We start from the raw sequence: 16,205 nt of genomic DNA on the forward strand, positions 1-16,205 counted from the left end.
TCCGAGTTTCCCGACCACCAGCACACAACCACCAGCAGGAGAAGACATGAAGATGCGATACACAGCCCTAGCCCTGGCCGCCGCCTTGGCGGTGGGCAGCCATGCATTGGCCGGCGAGGCCGAGGCGAAGAAGTGGGTCGACAGCGAGTTCCAGCCGTCCACGCTGTCGAAGGACCAGCAGATGGCGGAGATGAAGTGGTTCATCGAGGCCGCTAAGAAGCTGCAGGCCAAGGGCGTGAAGGAGATCTCGGTGGTGTCCGAGACCATCACGACCCACGAGTACGAGTCGAAGACGATGGCCAAGGCCTTCGAGGAAATCACCGGCATCAAGGTCAAGCACGACCTGATCCAGGAAGGCGACGTGGTCGAGAAGCTGCAGACCTCGATGCAGTCCGGCAAGTCGATCTACGACGGCTGGATCAGCGACAGCGACCTGATCGGCACGCACTACCGCTACGGCAAGGTGCTGAACCTCACCGACTACATGGCGGGCAAGGGCAAGGAGTACACCAACCCCGGCCTGGACCTGAAGGACTTCATCGGCACCAAGTTCACCACCGCGCCGGACGGCAAGCTGTACCAACTGCCCGACCAGCAGTTCGCCAACCTGTACTGGTTCCGCGCCGACCTGTTCGCGCGCAAGGACCTGCAGGACAAGTTCAAGGCCAAGTTCGGCTACGACCTGGGCGTGCCGCTGAACTGGAGCGCCTACGAGGACATCGCCGAGTTCTTCACCAACGACGTGAAGACCATCGACGGCAAGCCGATCTACGGCCACATGGACTACGGCAAGAAGGACCCGTCGCTGGGCTGGCGCTTCACGGACGCCTGGTTGTCGATGGCCGGCACGGCCGACATCGGCGCGCCCAACGGACTGCCGATCGACGAGTGGGGCATCCGCGTGGGTGCCGACAAGTGCACGCCGGTCGGCGCGTCGGTGGCGCGCGGCGGTGCCACCAACTCGCCGGCGGCCGTCTACGCGCTGACGAAGTACGTGGACTGGATGAAGAAGTACGCGCCCAAGGAAGCCACCGGCATGACCTTCGGCGAAGCCGGCCCGGTACCGGCGCAAGGCCAGATCGCGCAGCAGATCTTCTGGTACACGGCCTTCACGGCCGACATGACCAAGAAGGGCCTGCCCGTGGTCAACGACGACGGCACGCCGAAGTGGCGCATGGCCCCCGGCCCGAACGGCCCGTACTGGAAGCAGGGCATGCAGAACGGCTACCAGGACGTCGGCTCCTGGACCTTCTTCGCCAACCACGACGAGAACAAGACGGCGGCCGCCTGGCTGTACGCCCAGTTCATCACGGCCAAGTCGACGTCCCTGAAGAAGACGCTGGTGGGCCTGACGCCGATCCGCGAGTCGGACATCCAGTCCAAGGCGATGACGGACATGGCGCCCAAGCTCGGTGGCCTGGTGGAGTTCTATCGCAGCCCGGCGCGCGTGGCCTGGAGCCCGACCGGCACCAACGTGCCGGACTATCCGAAGCTCGCGCAGCTCTGGTGGAAGAACGTGGCGCAGGCCGTCACCGGCGAGAAGACGCCGCAGGGCGCCATGGACACGCTGGCCGGCGAGATGGACGACGTGCTGGCCCGCCTGGAGCGCGCCGGCATGGCCAAGTGCCCGCCCAAGCTCAACGCCAAGGGCGACCCGGCCAAGTGGCTGAGCGACAAGGCCGCGCCCTGGGCCAAGCTGGCGAATGAAAAGCCGAAGGGCGAGACCATCGCCTACGACAAGCTGCTCGCCGCCTGGAAGGCCGGCAAGGCGCGCTGATTTCCTGACGATGTAGGGTTGGGCCGCGCTTGGGGCGCGGCCCTTTTTTTGCGCTCATCGCCGCGTAGGCGGGGCCCGGGAGGCTCTCAGGCGGTGGCGGACGAGAGCACGGCCAGCACATTGTTCGCGGCACCGACGCCCATGTTCACATAGGCATCGGAAGTGACGCCGCCGATGTGCGGGCTCAAGACGAGATTCGGCTCGCCGTGGAACGGATGCGGCGCCGCCATGGGCTCGACCGCGAAACTGTCCAGCCCCGCGGCGGCGACGTGGCCGGTGCGCAGGGCCGCCAGGAGCGCCGGCTCGTCGACCAGGCCGCCGCGTGCCGTGTTGACGACGATCACGCCGCGCTTGCAGGCAGCCAGAGACGTCGCGTTCAGCAACCCCTTGTTGTCCGGCGTCAACGGGCAGTGCAGCGAAATCGCATCCGCTTCGCGCCAGAGCGTCGCCAGGTCGACGGGCTGCACATGCGAAGGCAGGTCTTTCGCGTAAGGATCGTGCCCCTGCACCCGCATGCCCATCGCGTCACACATGCGCGCGAATCGCAGCCCGATGGCGCCCAGGCCCACCAGACCGATGGTGCGGCCGCCCAGTTCCACGCTCTTGTGCGTCGCCTTGTCCCAATGCCCGGCATGCATGCGCGCATTCAGCCGCACCACCGATTTGGCGCAGGCCAGCAGCAGCGCCAGCGCCTGCTCGGCGACGGCAGCCGCATTGGCGCCGGCAGCGGCCCGCACCTCGATGCCACGTGCCCCCGCGGCCTCCTTGTCGATGGTGTCCGTGCCGCTGCCGTGCTTGGAGATCACGCGCAGCGACGGCGCGGCGTCCATCACCGCGGCGCCGACTTTGCCGTAGCGCACGATGATGGCGACCGGGTCGTGGCTGCGGCACAGGGCGATGAGGTCCGGCTCCTGCGGGGTCCTGCCGGCGTAGACGATTTCGAACTCCGTGAGCAGCGCCAATGCTTGAGGCGCCAGGTCGGCTCCCGTCACCAGGATGGCGGGTCGCGCGCTCAAAGCGTCTCCCCTTCCTTCAGGACGCCCGCGGCCTGCAGCGCCTTGGCGAGCCACGGCGCCGCGGTGTTGCCCTCCAGGATCTGGCCGATGCGTGCCGCCTCGTCGGCCACCTTCCTGTGGGCGAGCGGCAGCAGGCTCTCGACCCGGACACGTTCGACGACCGTCACCCCGTCGGCGTCCGCCACGATCAGGTCGCCGGCATGCACCGTGACGCCGCCGCAGGTGATCGGGTGACCGATGCGGCCGGCCACGTTTTTCGTGGGGCCGTTCGGGTTGGTTCCCACGCAGAACACGGGGAAGTCCATCTCGTCGATTTCCAGGCTGTCGCGCGCGGCACCGTCGATCACCACACCGGCGATGCCGAGCTGCTTGCAGGCCGTCATCATGATCGTGCCCATCAGCGCGGCCGTCTGGTCGCCCTTGCCGTCGATCACCAGCACGTCCCCCGGCTTGGCCAGCGCGATGGCCGCATGGATCATCAGGTTGTCGCCGGGACGCACGTCCACGGTGAATGCGGGGCCCGCCAGCTTCATGCGGGGGCGCAGCGGCGCGATGCGGCCGTGCATGGCGCCGCGGCGGCCCGCGACGTCGGCCAGGATCGCGGCCTGGAACGCGGCGGCCTGGCGCACGAGGCCGGGCGAAACGCGCTCGAAGTCGCGCAGGATGTCTTGGCTCATGGTGTTCTCGATTCCTGCACTCAGTCGACTTTGGCGCCCGATTCCTTGACGATCGGCGACCAACGGGCGATCTCGTCGCGGATCAACTTGCCGAAGGCTTCCGGCGTGCTGCCGGCCACATCGGCACCCTGGTCACCCAGCTTTTTCTGCAGCTCGGCGTCTTGCAGCGCCTTGTTGATGTCGGCGTTGAGCTTGGCGGTGATGTCCTTCGGCAGGTTGGCCGGGCCCAGGATGCCGAACCAGGTGACGGCTTCGAAGCCCTTGTAGCCGGACTCGGCGATGGTCGGGACCTGGGCCAGGTCGTCGGCGCGCTTGGCGGACGTCACGGCGATCGGCCGCATCTTCCCGCTCTTGATGTGGCCCAGCAGGGTCGGAATGGACGATACGTACAGCTGCACCTGGCCGCTGATCACGTCGGTGGCCCCTTGCGCGGCGCCTTTGTACGGGATGTGCGTGAGCTTGATGCCCGCGACTTTCTGGAACGATTCGGCGGCCAGGTGCGCGACGGTGCCGTTGCCGGAGGTCGCGTAGTTGATGCTGCCCGGGTTGGCCTTCGCAGCCTTCACCACATCGTCGAGCGTCTTGAATCTGGAGTCCGACGCCGTGACGATCACCAGCGGGGAACTGGCCACCATGCTCACAGGCGTCAGATCCTTCAGGGGATCGTACGGAAGCTTCGAATAGAGCGTGGGATTGATCGCCAGGTTGCTGGTCTGGCCCAGGACGAGGGTGTAGCCGTCGGCGGGTGACTTTGCTGCCGCATCGACGCCGAGGTTGCCGCCGGATCCGGGCTTGTTCTCCACGATGAAGTTGTAGCCGGACTTGCCGATCTTGTTGGTGACTTCGCGGGCGATGATGTCGGTGCCGCCGCCGGCCGGGAACGGCACGACGAGGCGCACGGGCTTGGACGGCCACGCCTGGGCGTGGGCGGTGCCGGCAAGGACGCAGGCGGATGCGAAGGCGATCAGGCAGCGGCGGGAAATCGTCATGGGTCTTGTCTCCTGGGATGGCCGCGCACCCCATGGCGCGCGATGGGAGCGACTTTAGGCGAGTGTTCCGCACAGTACAATCATGGTTCACACAGTGAACCAAGGTGCGGCATGCGCAACTCATCCACCACACCCGAAGCGGACGGCGAGCCGGCTGGCGGCGTGATCGCGGTTTCACGCGCGCTGTCGTTGATGGAAGCGTTTGCGATCGGCGAGTCAGCGCTCTCGCTCGCGGAATTGAGCCGCCGCGCCCACATGCACAAGACCACCGCCTTGCGCCTGGCACGCACCCTGGCCTTGTCGAACTACATGGTCCAGACCGATGACGGACTCTGGCGATTGGGGCCTGCAGCGGGGTGGCTGGGGGCGCGCTACCAGGCCGGCTTCGACGTCAACAACGTGGTGGAGCCGGCACTGCACGAACTGGTGAAAGCCACCGGGGAAAGCGCATCGTTCTATGTGCGCGAGGGGGACATCCGCTCTTGCGTCGCCCGCGTGGAAGGGCCGCAGTCAGTGCGGCACAACGTCAGGATCGGCGAGCGGCTGCCCTTGGACCGTGGTGCGCCGGGGCGTGTGATCCTGGCCTTCAGCGGTGCGGCCGGTGAACCGTACGAAGGGATTCGCGAGCGCGGATTCCACATTTCGATGGGGGAACGCGAGTCGGAAGTCTCGAGTGTGGCGGCTCCGGTTTTCGCGCTGAACTGGCGGTTGCTGGGGTCGATGTGCATCTCGGGCCCGACATCCCGGCTGACCAAGGTGAAACTCGAGAAGCACGCGAAGAGCGTGATCCGCGCGGCGAACGAGTTGTCCTACGCCCTGGCAGGCGGAAGATCGGCGGCCACCCCGAAGGCGGTTTCGAAATGGCATCCGTGAACGGTCGATGGCGCCGTCACCCATGGCGCGTGCCCTTTGATCCGTCCGACTACTCCGCGCTGGCCGCGTCCAGCATCTGCATCGACTGCGGATCCAGAAACAGTTGCGCGGCCTGCACCAGGTCTTCCAGTTGCGCCAGCGATGTTGCGCTGGCAATGGGGGCCACCACCGCGGGTTGCTGCATCACCCACGCCACCGCGATGCGCGCGGGCGTGCTGCGGATCCGCTTGGCGACCTCGTCCAGTGTGGCCAGGATCTTCAGGCCGCGCGCGGTGAGGTACCGGCTCACCGTCGCGCCGCGCGCGGTCTTGCTGGCGTCGATCGCGCCGCCGCCGCTGTACTTGCCGCTCAGGAAGCCGGCCGCCAGCGTGTAGTAGTTGATGACACCGATGTTCTCCTGGACGCAAAGCGGCTCGAGCTCGTCCTCGTAGACGGCGCGGTCGTAGAGGTTGTAGAGCGGCTGCAGCGATTCGAAACGTGGCAGGCCCATGCGCTGGCTGATGGCCAGGGCCTCCGTGAGTCGGGCCGCGGTGTAGTTGGAAGCGCCGATCGCGCGGATTTTTCCTTCCTCGATCAGCTTCGCGAAGGCTTCCAGGGTGGCTTCCAGCGGCGTCTCCGGGTCGTCCTTGTGCGCCTGGTAGAGATCGATGCGGTCCACCTGCAGCCGGCGCAGCGACCCTTCGACCGCTTCGCGGATGCGGGCTGGCGCCAGGCCGACCTTGCCGGGCGCCATCTCCATGCCGACCTTGGTGGCGATCACGATGCGGTCGCGGCGCCCGCCGCCCTGGGCCAGCCAGCGCCCGATGACGGTCTCCGATTCGCCGCCGCTGTGGCCGCGGGCCCAGCGCGAATAGACATCGGCCGTGTCGACAAAGTTGAAGCCGGCGTCCAGCCAGGCGTCGAGCAGAGAGAAGGAGGTGCGCTCGTCGGCCGTCCAGCCGAAGACGTTGCCGCCGAAGCACAGGGGCGAGACCTTCAGGCCGGAGCGGCCCAGGGGACGGAGTTCCATGTCGATTCCTTCGATTTGTCGGGTCAGGCGTGCGCCACCACGCTGGGCGCAGTTTGCCGGATCAGGTCCAGCGCCGCCTTCTGCACCGGCGTCGCCGGACGCTGCAGGCTGGTTGCGAGCGAAAGCCGGATCGTCATGGCGGGCGTGCCGATGCGCTGGGCGGTGTAGGCGGAAGGCCTCGGTGAATTCAGCAGCGCATTGCGGGAGAGGATGGCACAGCCCGCGCCATCGAGCACCAGCTCGAGGATGGCCGAGACGCCGTCGATCTCCAAGACCACGTTGGGGCGGCAGCCGATGTCGGCCATCTGCGCTTCGACGTGCATGCGGATCGCGTTGGGCCGGGTGGGGATGACCAGCGGCAGCTGGGCCACCTCGGCCAGTTCGATGGGACCGGGCGGCGGGTCTTCGTGCAGGCCGGCGGGGCGGGCGCGCACCAGGAGGAGTTCCTCCTCCAACAGCGGACTCACGTCCAGTTCGCGGGATGCCTGCGCGTTGTACAGCACGACGATATCCAGCCGCCCGGCCACCAGGCCTTCCTGCAGCCCGCCCGACAGGCCCTCGCTGATGGACAGCCGCGCTTCCGGCAAGGCCTCGCGCACGGCGCGGGAGAGCGGGACGGTGAGCACGCGCGCCACGCTGCTGGGCAGGCCCACGGCCACGCGGCCGGAGAGGCCGCCGCGCAATCGGCCCAGGTCCTCGCGGGCGCGCTCGACCTGGTGCAGGATGCCGCGGCCATGGTCCAGCAGGAGTTTGCCGGCCTCGGTCGGGACCGCGCCCCGGCCATTGCGCACCAGCAGGGTCTGGCGCAGCTCCACCTCCAGCAGCCGCACCTGGCGGCTGAGGGCCGGCTGGGCCACGTCGAGCTCGATGGCCGCGCGCGTGAAGCTGCCCAGTTCGGCGACGCGAACGAAGTATTCGAGCTGTTTCAGGTCCATCCTGCCCTCAGTGTAGTGACATAGCATGCAGGCAGATATAAGTGCTTGTTCTAGCTGATAGCGGGCCCGGCGGCTTACTCCCGGACGCTGGCAAGCTCAGAATCCGCTCCCATGGCAGAAGACACGCAAATGCGTTTGGGCGGGATTTCGTCCATGGCGACGCGGCTGGTGCTCGCGGAGCTGGCCGCGGCGTATCGCGAACGCAGCGGCGTCGTCGTCGACATCGAATCGGTCGGGGGCGTCGATGCCGCGAAGCGGGTAGCGGCGGGCGAGCCGTTCGACGTCGTGCTGCTCGCGTCCGACGCGATCGACCAACTCGAGGCCGCGGGGCACGTCGTTGCTGGCAGCCGGGTGGACCTGTTCCGGTCTGGCGTGGCCGTCGCGATACGGTCCGGGGCGCCGGCGCCAGACATCGCCTCCGAGGAGGCCCTGAAGCGTGCCGTGCTCGCGGCCCGCAGCATCAGCCTTTCCACCGGGCCGAGCGGCGTGGCGCTGGCGAAGCTGTTCCAGCGCTGGGGCATCGCCGGCGACATCGCGCCGCGCATGGTCCAGGCGCCGCCCGGCGTGCCCGTTGGCACGCTCGTGGCGGCCGGCGAAGTCGAGCTTGGTTTCCAGCAATGGAGCGAGCTGATGCACCTCGAGGGCATCCAGGTGCTTGGCGCGCTGCCGGAGCCGGTGAAGATCGTCACCACGTTTTCAGGCGCCGTCTGCGCGGCGTCCACGCAGGGCGCGGCGGTGCGCGACCTGCTGCAGTACTTCGCCTCGTCCGGGGTGGAGGAGACAAAACGCAGGCACGGCATGGAGCCGGCCTGACCTCACGAAGCGAAGGACCCTCATGATCATCGATTGCCACGGCCACTACACCACCGCCCCCAAGGCGCTGGAAGAGTGGCGCAACAAGCAGATCGCCGGCATCCAGGACCCGTCCGCGATGCCCAAGGCGTCGGAGCTGAAGATCAGCGACGACGACATCCGCGAGACCATCGTCAACAACCAGCTGCGCCTGATGAAGGAGCGCGGCAACGACCTGACGCTGTTCTCGCCGCGCGCGAGCTTCATGGCGCACCACATCGGCGACTTCGAGGTCTCCAGCACCTGGGCCGCGATCTGCAACGAGCTGTGCTTCCGGGTGAGCAAGCTGTTCCCGGAGCACTTCGTGCCGGTGGCGATGCTGCCGCAGTCGCCCGGCGTGGATCCGAAGACCTGCATCCCCGAACTGGTGAAGTGCGTGGAGCAGTACGGCTGCGTCGGAATCAACCTGAACCCCGACCCTTCGGGCGGCCACTGGACCAGCCCGCCACTGACCGACAAGCTCTGGTACCCCATCTACGAGAAGATGGTCGAGTACGACATCCCCGCGATGATCCACGTGTCGACGTCGTGCAATGCGTGCTTCCACACCACCGGCGCGCATTACCTGAACGCGGACACCACGGCCTTCATGCAGTGCGTGCAGGGCGACCTGTTCAAGGACTTCCCGCAGCTGCGCTTCCTGATCCCGCACGGCGGCGGCGCCGTGCCCTACCACTGGGGCCGCTTCCGCGGTTTGGCGCAGGAGATGAAGAAACCGCTGCTGGATACGCACGTGATGAACAACATCTTCTTCGACACCTGCGTGTACCACCAGCCGGGCATCGACCTGCTGAACACGGTGATCCCGGTCAAGAACGTGCTGTTCGCCTCCGAGATGATCGGCGCGGTGCGCGGCATTGACCCGACCACCGGCCACTACTACGACGACACCAAGCGCTACATCGACGCCTCGAAGATCCTGTCCGCCGAGGACAAGCAGGCGGTCTTCGAAGGCAACACGCGCCGCGTGTTCCCGCGCCTCGACGCGCTGTTGAAGAAGCAAGGACGCTGAAATGTACGAACTCGGAGTCGTCTACCGCAACATCCAGCGCGCCGACGCGGCGACCGCGCAGGAACTCGGCCGGCTGGGTTCGGCCACCGTGCACGAGGCGCAGGCCCGGGTCGGCCTGATGCAGACCTACATGCGGCCGATCTATGCCGGAGCACAAGTCTCGGGCACGGCCGTCACGGTGCTGCTGCACCCCGGCGACAACTGGATGATGCATGTGGTCGCGGAGCAGATCCAGCCGGGCGACATCGTGGTGGCTGCCATCACCGCACCTTGCACGGACGGGTATTTCGGCGATTTGCTGGCGACCTCGTTCCAGGCGCGTGGCGCCCGCGCCCTGATCATCGACGCCGGCGTGCGCGACGTGAAGACGCTGCAGGAGATGGGCTTCCCCGTCTGGAGCAAGGCGATCAGCTCCAAGGGCACGATCAAGGCGACCATCGGCTCCGTCAACATCCCCGTGGTCTGCGCCGGCATGCTGGTCACGCCCGGAGACGTGATCGTGGCCGATGACGACGGGGTGGTTTGCGTGCCGGCCGCGACGGCGAAGAAGACGCTGGACGCTGCCGCCGCGCGCGAAGCCAACGAGGGCGAGAAGCGGGCGAAGCTGGCCTCGGGCGTGTTGGGCCTCGACATGTACAAGATGCGCGAGCCGCTGGAAAAGGCGGGCCTGAGGTACATCGATTGAGCACCACCTTCACGAAGACCCCCGGCTGGCTCGACTGGTATTCGGGCCCGACCCAGCCGCAATTCAAGCTGCCGCCCGGCAGCGTCGACGCGCACTGCCACGTGTTCGGCCCGGGCGCCGAATTCCCGTTTGCGCCGGAGCGCAAATACACGCCGTGCGACGCCAGCAAGCAGCAGCTGTTCGCGCTGCGTGATCACCTGGGCTTCGACAAGAACGTGATCGTTCAGGCCACCTGCCACGGCGCGGACAACAGCGCGATGGTGGACGCACTGCGCCACTCGAACAACAAGGCGCGGGGCATCGCCACGGTCCGGCGCTCGGTCACCGACGCGGAACTGCAGGACATGAACGCCGCCGGCGTGCGCGGCGTGCGCTTCAACTTCGTCAAACGGCTGGTCGACTTCACACCGAAGGACGAGCTGATGGAGATCGCCGCGCGCATCGCGCCGCTCGGCTGGCACGTCGTCATCTACTTCGAGGCGGTGGACCTGCCGGAGCTGTGGGACTTCTTCACCGCGCTGCCGACCACTGTGGTCGTGGATCACATGGGCCGGCCCGACGTGACCAAGCCGATCGACGGCCCCGAGTTCGAGCTGTTCCTGAAATTCATGCGCGAGCACGAGAACGTCTGGAGCAAGGTGAGCTGCCCGGAGCGCCTGTCGGTGAGCGGTCCGCCCGCCCTGAACGGCGAACGCAATGCCTACCGCGACGTCGTGCCCTTCGCGCGCAAGGTCGTGGAAACCTTCCCCGACCGCGTGCTGTGGGGCACCGACTGGCCGCACCCGAACCTGAAGGACCACATGCCCGACGACGGCCTGCTGGTCGACTTCATCCCGCACATCGCGACCACCGCCGAGCTGCAGCGCAAGCTGCTCGTGGACAATCCGACCCGTCTCTACTGGCCGGAAGAAAACAAGCGATGAAAACACTCCCGAAGCTCTTGGCCGCGTCCGCCTTTCTGGCGGTGATGGGCGGATGCGCGAACGCGCCGCTGACCGCGAACCCGGAGCCGGTCTGCGCAGCTCTGGCCGGCCGCACCATCCTTCCGGCCGCCATCGGGTTGCCGAGCGGCGCCGCCACGATCGACACGGCGGTGCTGGTCGCGGCCAGCGAGCAGGTGGTGGCTGAGCGCGGCCCGACGCCCGCGGCGACCATCACACCCGCCATGCCGGTGCACTGCAAGGTGCTGGGGCGGATCGCGCCGCTGAACGGCGATGCGCCGCCGATTCATTTCCAGGTGAACCTGCCGGTCCACTGGAACGGCCGTTCGGTGCAGTACGGCGGCGGCGGCTTCAACGGCGTGCTGATCACCGGCACGGCACTGGTTCCCGCGGCCCGTTTCGAGCAGCCCGCGCCGCTCATGCGCGGCTACGTCACGTACGGCACGGACTCGGGCCATCAGAACAAGCCCGGCGAGCCGCCGCAAGCCTTCGCTCTCCATCCGGAGGCGCTGGAGAACTTCGCCCACGCGTCATACAAGAAGGTGCGCGACGTGGCCGTCGCCATCATGCAGTCCGCCTACGGCAAGCGTCCCGACAAGCTGTATTTCGTGGGCAGTTCCGAAGGCGGCCGCGAAGGGCTCACGATGGCGCAGCGCTACCCGCGCGACTTCGACGGCATCCTGAGCCGCGTGCCGGTCCTCAACTGGACCGGGCTGCAGCACGCAGGCCTGCGCGATGGCCTGGCCCTGGTGGGCGATGGCTGGTTGCGCCCGGCCCAGGTGAAGTTCGTGCATGACGCGGTGCTGGCCTCGTGCGACGCCGCCGATGGCCTGGCCGACGGCATCATTTCCGACCCTGTGCGCTGCCGCAACCGGCTCAACATGGACAGCCTGCGTTGCCTCACGTCCACGTCGCCGCACTGCCTCAACGATGCGCAGGTCAAGGCCATCCGCACGCTGCATTCGCGGCTGTCTTTCGATTTCGACCTGGCCAACGGCGTGCGCGACTATCCTGGCCGCGGCCCCAGCGGAGAAGGAACGCCTGCCGCGGGCCCGACCGGCGGCTGGCAGGCCTGGTGGACCGGCAACGCGGCGCCAGCCTTCCCGCCGGTGCAGGCGAACGGTATCGCCTGGTTCTATGGCGCCGGCGCGATCCAGTACTTCTATGCGCGCGACCCCAACCTCGACGTCCGCAAATACAACCCGCAGGACCACCTGCCGCGCATCCGCCAGGTCTCGGCGCTGATGGACGCGACCAACCCCGACCTCACCGAGTTCCGCCAGCGCGGCGGCAAGCTGATCATGTTGGAGAACATGGGCGACTACGCGCAGAGCCCGTATGCCGGCATCGGCTACTTCCAGTCGGTCGTCAAGCGCATGGGCGAATCGCGCGTCGAAGATTTCTTCAAGCTCTACACCGCGCCGGGCGTGGATCACGTCGGCACGGGCGCGCCCGGCAACGCCGAACTGTTCCCCGCCCTGGTGGACTGGGTCGAAAACGGCCGTGCGCCCGGCGGTCTGGCCGTCGTCGAGCAGGAAGCCAAACCGCCTTTCCGCGTGACCCGTGCGCGTCCGCTCTGCGAGTGGCCGAAGTGGCCGCGCTATCGCCGCGGCGACGTCAATGCGGCCGAGAGTTTCGAGTGCGTCGATTGACAAGGAGACCGCACATGCCCCTGGACAAACCATACACCGACATCCCCGGCACGACCATCTTCGACGCCGAGCAGAGCCGCAAGGGCTACTGGCTCAACCAGTTCTGCATGTCGCTGATGAAGGCCGAGAACCGCGAGCGCTTCAAGAAGGACGAGCGCGCCTACCTCGACGAGTGGGCGATGACCGAGGAGCAGAAGCAGGCCGTGCTCACTCGCGACATGAACCGCATGATCGCCGCGGGCGGCAACATCTACTTCCTGGCCAAGATCGGCGCCACCGACGGCAAGAGCTTCCAGCAGATGGCCGGTTCCATGACCGGGATGAGCGAGGATGCCTACCGCGAGATGATGATCGCCGGCGGCCGCCCTTCGACCTGGACCCCACCCGCGAAGGACAAACCGTAATGGCCCGCATCACCGCATCCGTCTACACCTCGCACGTGCCCGCCATCGGCGCGGCCATGGACCTGGGCAAGACCCAGGAGCCGTACTGGCAGAAGGTGTTCTCCGGCTACGAACCTTCGCGCGAGTGGATCAAGGCGAACAAGCCCGATGTCGTGTTCCTGGTCTTCAACGACCACGCCACCGCGTTCAGCCTGGATTTCATCCCCACGTTCGCCATCGGCACCGCAGCCGAGTTCGCGGTGGCCGACGAAGGCTGGGGACCGCGGCCGGTGCCCAAGGTGATCGGCGCGCCCGAACTCGCCTCGCACATCGCGCATTCGGTCATCCAGCAGGACTTCGACCTCACCATCGTCAACAAGATGGATGTGGACCACGGCCTCACGGTGCCGCTCTCCCTGATGTGCGGGCAACCGCAGGAATGGCCGTTCAAGGTCATCCCCTTCGCCGTCAACGTGGTGCAGTACCCTGTGCCCAGTGGCATGCGCTGCTTCAAGCTGGGGCAGGCGATCCGCAAGGCGATCGAAAGCTTCGACGAAGACGTGAACGTGCAGATCTGGGGCACGGGCGGCATGAGCCACCAGTTGCAGGGCCCGCGCGCCGGGCTGATCAACAAGGACTTCGACAACCGCTTCCTCGACCAGTTGCTGGCCGACCCGGAAGCGCTGGCGCAGAAGCCGCACATCGATTACGTGCGGGAGGCTGGCAGCGAAGGCATCGAGCTGGTGATGTGGCTGATCGCGCGGGGTGCGATGGCAGATGTTGCCGGCGGTGCCAAGCCCACCTTGAAGCATCGCTTCTATCACGTGCCCGCCTCGAACACGGCTGTTGGCCACATGATCCTGGAGAACAATTAGCATGACGCAACCTCTACGCATCGCCCTCGCTGGCGCGGGCGCCTTTGGCCAGAAGCACCTGGATGCCCTCAAGCTGATCGACGGCGTGCAGGTCACATCGGTGATCGGTCGCGAGCTGGACAAGACCAAGGAAGTCGCCGCGAAGTACGGCATCGGCCACGCGACGACCGATCTGGGCGAGACCCTGGCGCGCGCCGACGTGGACGCCGTCATCCTGTGCACGCCGACGCAGATGCACGCCGAGCAGTCCATCGCCTGCATGAACGCCGGCAAGCATGTGCAGGCCGAGATCCCGCTGTGCGACAAGCTGTCGGATGGCCAGGCCGTGGTCGCCCTGCAGAAGAAGACCGGACTGGTCGCCATGTGCGGCCACACGCGCCGCTTCAACCCCAGCCACCAGTTCGTCCACAAGAAGATCAAGGCGGGCGAGTTCGCCATCTACCAGATGGATGTGCAGACCTACTTCTTCCGCCGCACCAACATGAACGCCCTGGGCCAGCCGCGCAGCTGGACCGACCACCTGTTGTGGCACCACGCCGCGCATACCGTCGACCTGTTCCAGTACCAGACGGGCAGCAAGGTGGTGAAGGCGAATGCGATCCAGGGGCCGATCCATCCCACGCTGGGCATCGCCATGGACATGAGCATCCAGCTGCAGGCCGAGAACGGCGCCATCTGCACCTTGTCGCTGTCGTTCAACAACGAAGGCCCGCTCGGCACGTTCTTCCGCTACATCGGCGACACCGCGACCTACATCGCGCGCTATGACGACCTGTTCAATGGCAAGGAGGAGAAGATCGACGTGTCCAAGGTCGACGTCTCGATGAACGGCATCGAACTGCAGGACCGCGAGTTCGTCGCTGCGATCCGTGAGAAGCGCGAGCCGAACGCCAGCGTGGCGCAGGTGCTGCCTTGCTACGAGGTGCTGGACCAGCTGGAGCGGCAGCTCGTCGCTTGAGGGTGTCTGCGCGGCAGCAATTCGCCTATCGCTGTCCTCGCAGGGTCCCGCCCTCGCTCTGGGCCGCGTTCTTCAAGCCGACCCACAGCAGTGTGTTGCCGCTGGTGTCGAGCGTGCTGTAGGCGACCCCGGACAGCGGAAGGCTGCAGTGCTCCGTCGGGTTCGGCACGGTCAGGGAGATATTGAAGACGTTCTTGCCGCTGGGACGGGGAACGATGGTGCCAACGAGGGTGCAGTTCGGAAGCACGACCGTGGTGGCGCCGTCGGCGGCCACGGTCAGCGTTCCTGACTCGCCCAGGGTGCTGGTGAAGGGCCAGCCGCCGCTGATCGTGGCCAGGCTGGCTGCCTGGTCATAGTTGTAGCGGGCGACCGGCACGCCAGTGGCGCTCAGGACCCCAGCGCCGGTCTGGCCCGTGATCAGGATCTGGCCGTTGAGGCTGGACCGGTTGACGTAGGTGGCGGTCACGCTCCCGGTGTTGCTGTGCTCGTCGCCGGGAAGATCGAGGACGCTTCCGCTGTAGCTCCCATTGCCCGAAGATCCGCTCGCCACCACGGTCCCCTCCAGCAGCGTCAAGCTCGTGGCGCCGGTGCCGTAGGCGAGCCAGATCTCGTCGTTCTCCAGCGCGAGCGCGGTCACCTTCACGGGGTCGGTGCCGTTCACGACGGTGCCTTCGTAGGCGCCATCGAGCTTGAGAGTGCTGGTCGACCCGCCGCCGGCAGGAGTGGCGAACACCAGGCGCTTGAGCGGGATGACGCGTCCGTCGGGCAGCGTGAGTTCGGCCGTGGTGCCGGTGATGCCGCGGAACGTGATGGTTCCCGGGCTGCCGGCACCCTGCGGCGCCCGGTAGGTGCCGCCCAGGGCTTGACCGCCCTGGTAGCTCTGCAGCGCGGCCGTGAAGCTCAGGTTGGTCATGGTCCCCACGGCGAGGTACCAGGTCGGTTGCCCTGTCGCGTCGTACATGTAGCTGGACATGGCGGCCGTGGTGCCCTGGATGTCCAGGAAGAATCCGCGGCCGCTTTCAGCCTCGTTCCACCAGAGCCCGCCTTGCAGGCCGACGGACGAGGGGGAGGCCACGCTGCCGCTCAGCGCGAACCGCTGCACGGGGACCGTGCGCTGGCCGGTTGCCGTGTCGAACCGCAACGAACCCGCCGTGGTGCTCGAGAGCGTGAAGGTGACCGTTGCCACCGTGCTCGAGGAGCTTGGGGCGCGATAGGTGCCGGTCAAGGTCTGGCCGCCGGCATAGCGGGTGAGGTTGCCGCGGTAGCTTCCATCGCTCTGGCGGGGCAGCGGGCCCACATACCAGGCCGCCTTGCCGTCGGCCTCGTACATGTACGCGCCAAGGCTGACGATGTCGCCCTGGAGTTCGACGGCGAAGCCGCTGCCCGACTCGGCCGGATTCCACCAGACCCCCGTCTGCGGCTCCAGGCCACCGTCCTTGAGAACAAGTCCCGGACCCGAAGAGCCCTCGCTGCCGCCGCATGCCGCGAGTCCCAGGAACAGCGACAATGCCGCCAGCCAGCGAACACATAGTCCCGACTTCGTCATCGCGATCTCCTCTCCGGTCGTGGCT

16 protein-coding genes are annotated in these 16,205 nt (G+C 67.1%); 10 read left to right on the forward strand and 6 right to left on the reverse strand.

What is annotated here, in order from left to right; translation table 11 throughout:
* Nucleotides 1-46: 46 nt before the first annotated feature.
* On the forward strand, nt 47-1,777 hold the full coding sequence (locus FN976_RS03430) for an ABC transporter substrate-binding protein (protein WP_145891009.1): 1,731 nt from the start codon (nt 47-49) through the stop codon (nt 1,775-1,777).
* A gap of 86 nt (nt 1,778-1,863) precedes the next feature.
* Here FN976_RS03430 and FN976_RS03435 read toward each other — a convergent pair whose 3' ends face one another.
* Genes FN976_RS03435 through FN976_RS03445 form a run of 3 tightly spaced genes read right to left on the reverse strand, consistent with a single transcriptional unit; the run spans nt 1,864 to nt 4,459 of the window.
* Nucleotides 1,864-2,793, reverse strand: coding sequence for an NAD(P)-dependent oxidoreductase (locus FN976_RS03435; RefSeq protein WP_145891011.1), 930 nt, complete (start codon nt 2,791-2,793; stop codon nt 1,864-1,866).
* Entirely contained in the window at nt 2,790-3,470 is a 681-nt protein-coding gene (locus FN976_RS03440; protein WP_145891013.1) for an RraA family protein, read from the reverse strand. Before FN976_RS03440 ends, FN976_RS03435 begins: the two co-directional genes overlap by 4 nt.
* Before the next feature lie 20 nt (nt 3,471-3,490).
* Nucleotides 3,491-4,459, reverse strand: a complete 969-nt coding sequence (locus tag FN976_RS03445) for a Bug family tripartite tricarboxylate transporter substrate binding protein (protein WP_145891015.1) — start codon at nt 4,457-4,459, stop codon at nt 3,491-3,493.
* Nucleotides 4,460-4,570: 111 nt separating this feature from the next.
* Between FN976_RS03445 and FN976_RS03450 the strand changes: the two genes are divergently transcribed.
* The gene (locus tag FN976_RS03450; RefSeq protein ID WP_145891017.1) at nt 4,571-5,332 is read left to right on the forward strand and encodes an IclR family transcriptional regulator; all 762 of its coding nucleotides are present in this window, start codon (nt 4,571-4,573) and stop codon (nt 5,330-5,332) included.
* Between the two features lie 49 nt (nt 5,333-5,381).
* Here FN976_RS03450 and FN976_RS03455 read toward each other — a convergent pair whose 3' ends face one another.
* Nucleotides 5,382-6,341 (reverse strand): aldo/keto reductase, encoded by a 960-nt coding sequence (locus tag FN976_RS03455; RefSeq protein WP_145891019.1) that lies wholly within the window; start codon nt 6,339-6,341, stop codon nt 5,382-5,384.
* Between the two features lie 23 nt (nt 6,342-6,364).
* Nucleotides 6,365-7,276, reverse strand: coding sequence for a LysR substrate-binding domain-containing protein (locus FN976_RS03460; RefSeq protein ID WP_145891021.1), 912 nt, complete (start codon nt 7,274-7,276; stop codon nt 6,365-6,367).
* A gap of 111 nt (nt 7,277-7,387) precedes the next feature.
* Here FN976_RS03460 and FN976_RS03465 point away from each other — a divergent pair, with 111 nt between their 5' ends.
* The 8 genes from FN976_RS03465 to FN976_RS03500 are packed head-to-tail and all read left to right on the forward strand — an operon-like array spanning nt 7,388 to nt 14,634.
* The gene (locus tag FN976_RS03465) at nt 7,388-8,089 is read left to right on the forward strand and encodes a substrate-binding domain-containing protein (RefSeq protein WP_255440095.1); all 702 of its coding nucleotides are present in this window, start codon (nt 7,388-7,390) and stop codon (nt 8,087-8,089) included.
* Nucleotides 8,090-8,111: 22 nt separating this feature from the next.
* On the forward strand, nt 8,112-9,140 hold the full coding sequence (locus FN976_RS03470) for an amidohydrolase family protein (protein WP_145891023.1): 1,029 nt from the start codon (nt 8,112-8,114) through the stop codon (nt 9,138-9,140).
* Nucleotide 9,141: 1 nt separating this feature from the next.
* Complete coding sequence (ligK, locus tag FN976_RS03475) at nt 9,142-9,825, forward strand: 4-carboxy-4-hydroxy-2-oxoadipate aldolase/oxaloacetate decarboxylase (RefSeq protein ID WP_145891025.1); 684 nt, start codon at nt 9,142-9,144, stop codon at nt 9,823-9,825.
* On the forward strand, nt 9,822-10,748 hold the full coding sequence (locus tag FN976_RS03480) for an amidohydrolase family protein (protein WP_145891027.1): 927 nt from the start codon (nt 9,822-9,824) through the stop codon (nt 10,746-10,748). Before ligK ends, FN976_RS03480 begins: the two co-directional genes overlap by 4 nt.
* Entirely contained in the window at nt 10,745-12,418 is a 1,674-nt protein-coding gene (locus FN976_RS03485) for a tannase/feruloyl esterase family alpha/beta hydrolase (RefSeq protein WP_222432769.1), read from the forward strand. The genes FN976_RS03480 and FN976_RS03485 overlap by 4 nt, the downstream gene beginning before the upstream one ends.
* Before the next feature lie 14 nt (nt 12,419-12,432).
* Nucleotides 12,433-12,822, forward strand: coding sequence for a protocatechuate 4,5-dioxygenase subunit alpha (ligA, locus tag FN976_RS03490; protein ID WP_145891029.1), 390 nt, complete (start codon nt 12,433-12,435; stop codon nt 12,820-12,822).
* Entirely contained in the window at nt 12,822-13,676 is an 855-nt protein-coding gene (locus FN976_RS03495; protein ID WP_145891031.1) for a class III extradiol dioxygenase subunit beta, read from the forward strand. The genes ligA and FN976_RS03495 overlap by 1 nt, the downstream gene beginning before the upstream one ends.
* Nucleotide 13,677: 1 nt before the next feature.
* The gene (locus tag FN976_RS03500; RefSeq protein WP_145891033.1) at nt 13,678-14,634 is read left to right on the forward strand and encodes a Gfo/Idh/MocA family oxidoreductase; all 957 of its coding nucleotides are present in this window, start codon (nt 13,678-13,680) and stop codon (nt 14,632-14,634) included.
* A gap of 25 nt (nt 14,635-14,659) precedes the next feature.
* Here the strand turns inward: FN976_RS03500 and FN976_RS03505 are convergent, their stop codons facing one another.
* Nucleotides 14,660-16,180 (reverse strand): hypothetical protein, encoded by a 1,521-nt coding sequence (locus FN976_RS03505; RefSeq protein ID WP_145891035.1) that lies wholly within the window; start codon nt 16,178-16,180, stop codon nt 14,660-14,662.
* Nucleotides 16,181-16,205: the final 25 nt, after the last annotated feature.

The sequence above is a fragment of the Caenimonas sedimenti genome (genome assembly GCF_007833165.1).
In the GTDB taxonomy this organism is placed as follows: Bacteria; Pseudomonadota; Gammaproteobacteria; order Burkholderiales; family Burkholderiaceae_C; genus Ramlibacter; species Ramlibacter sedimenti.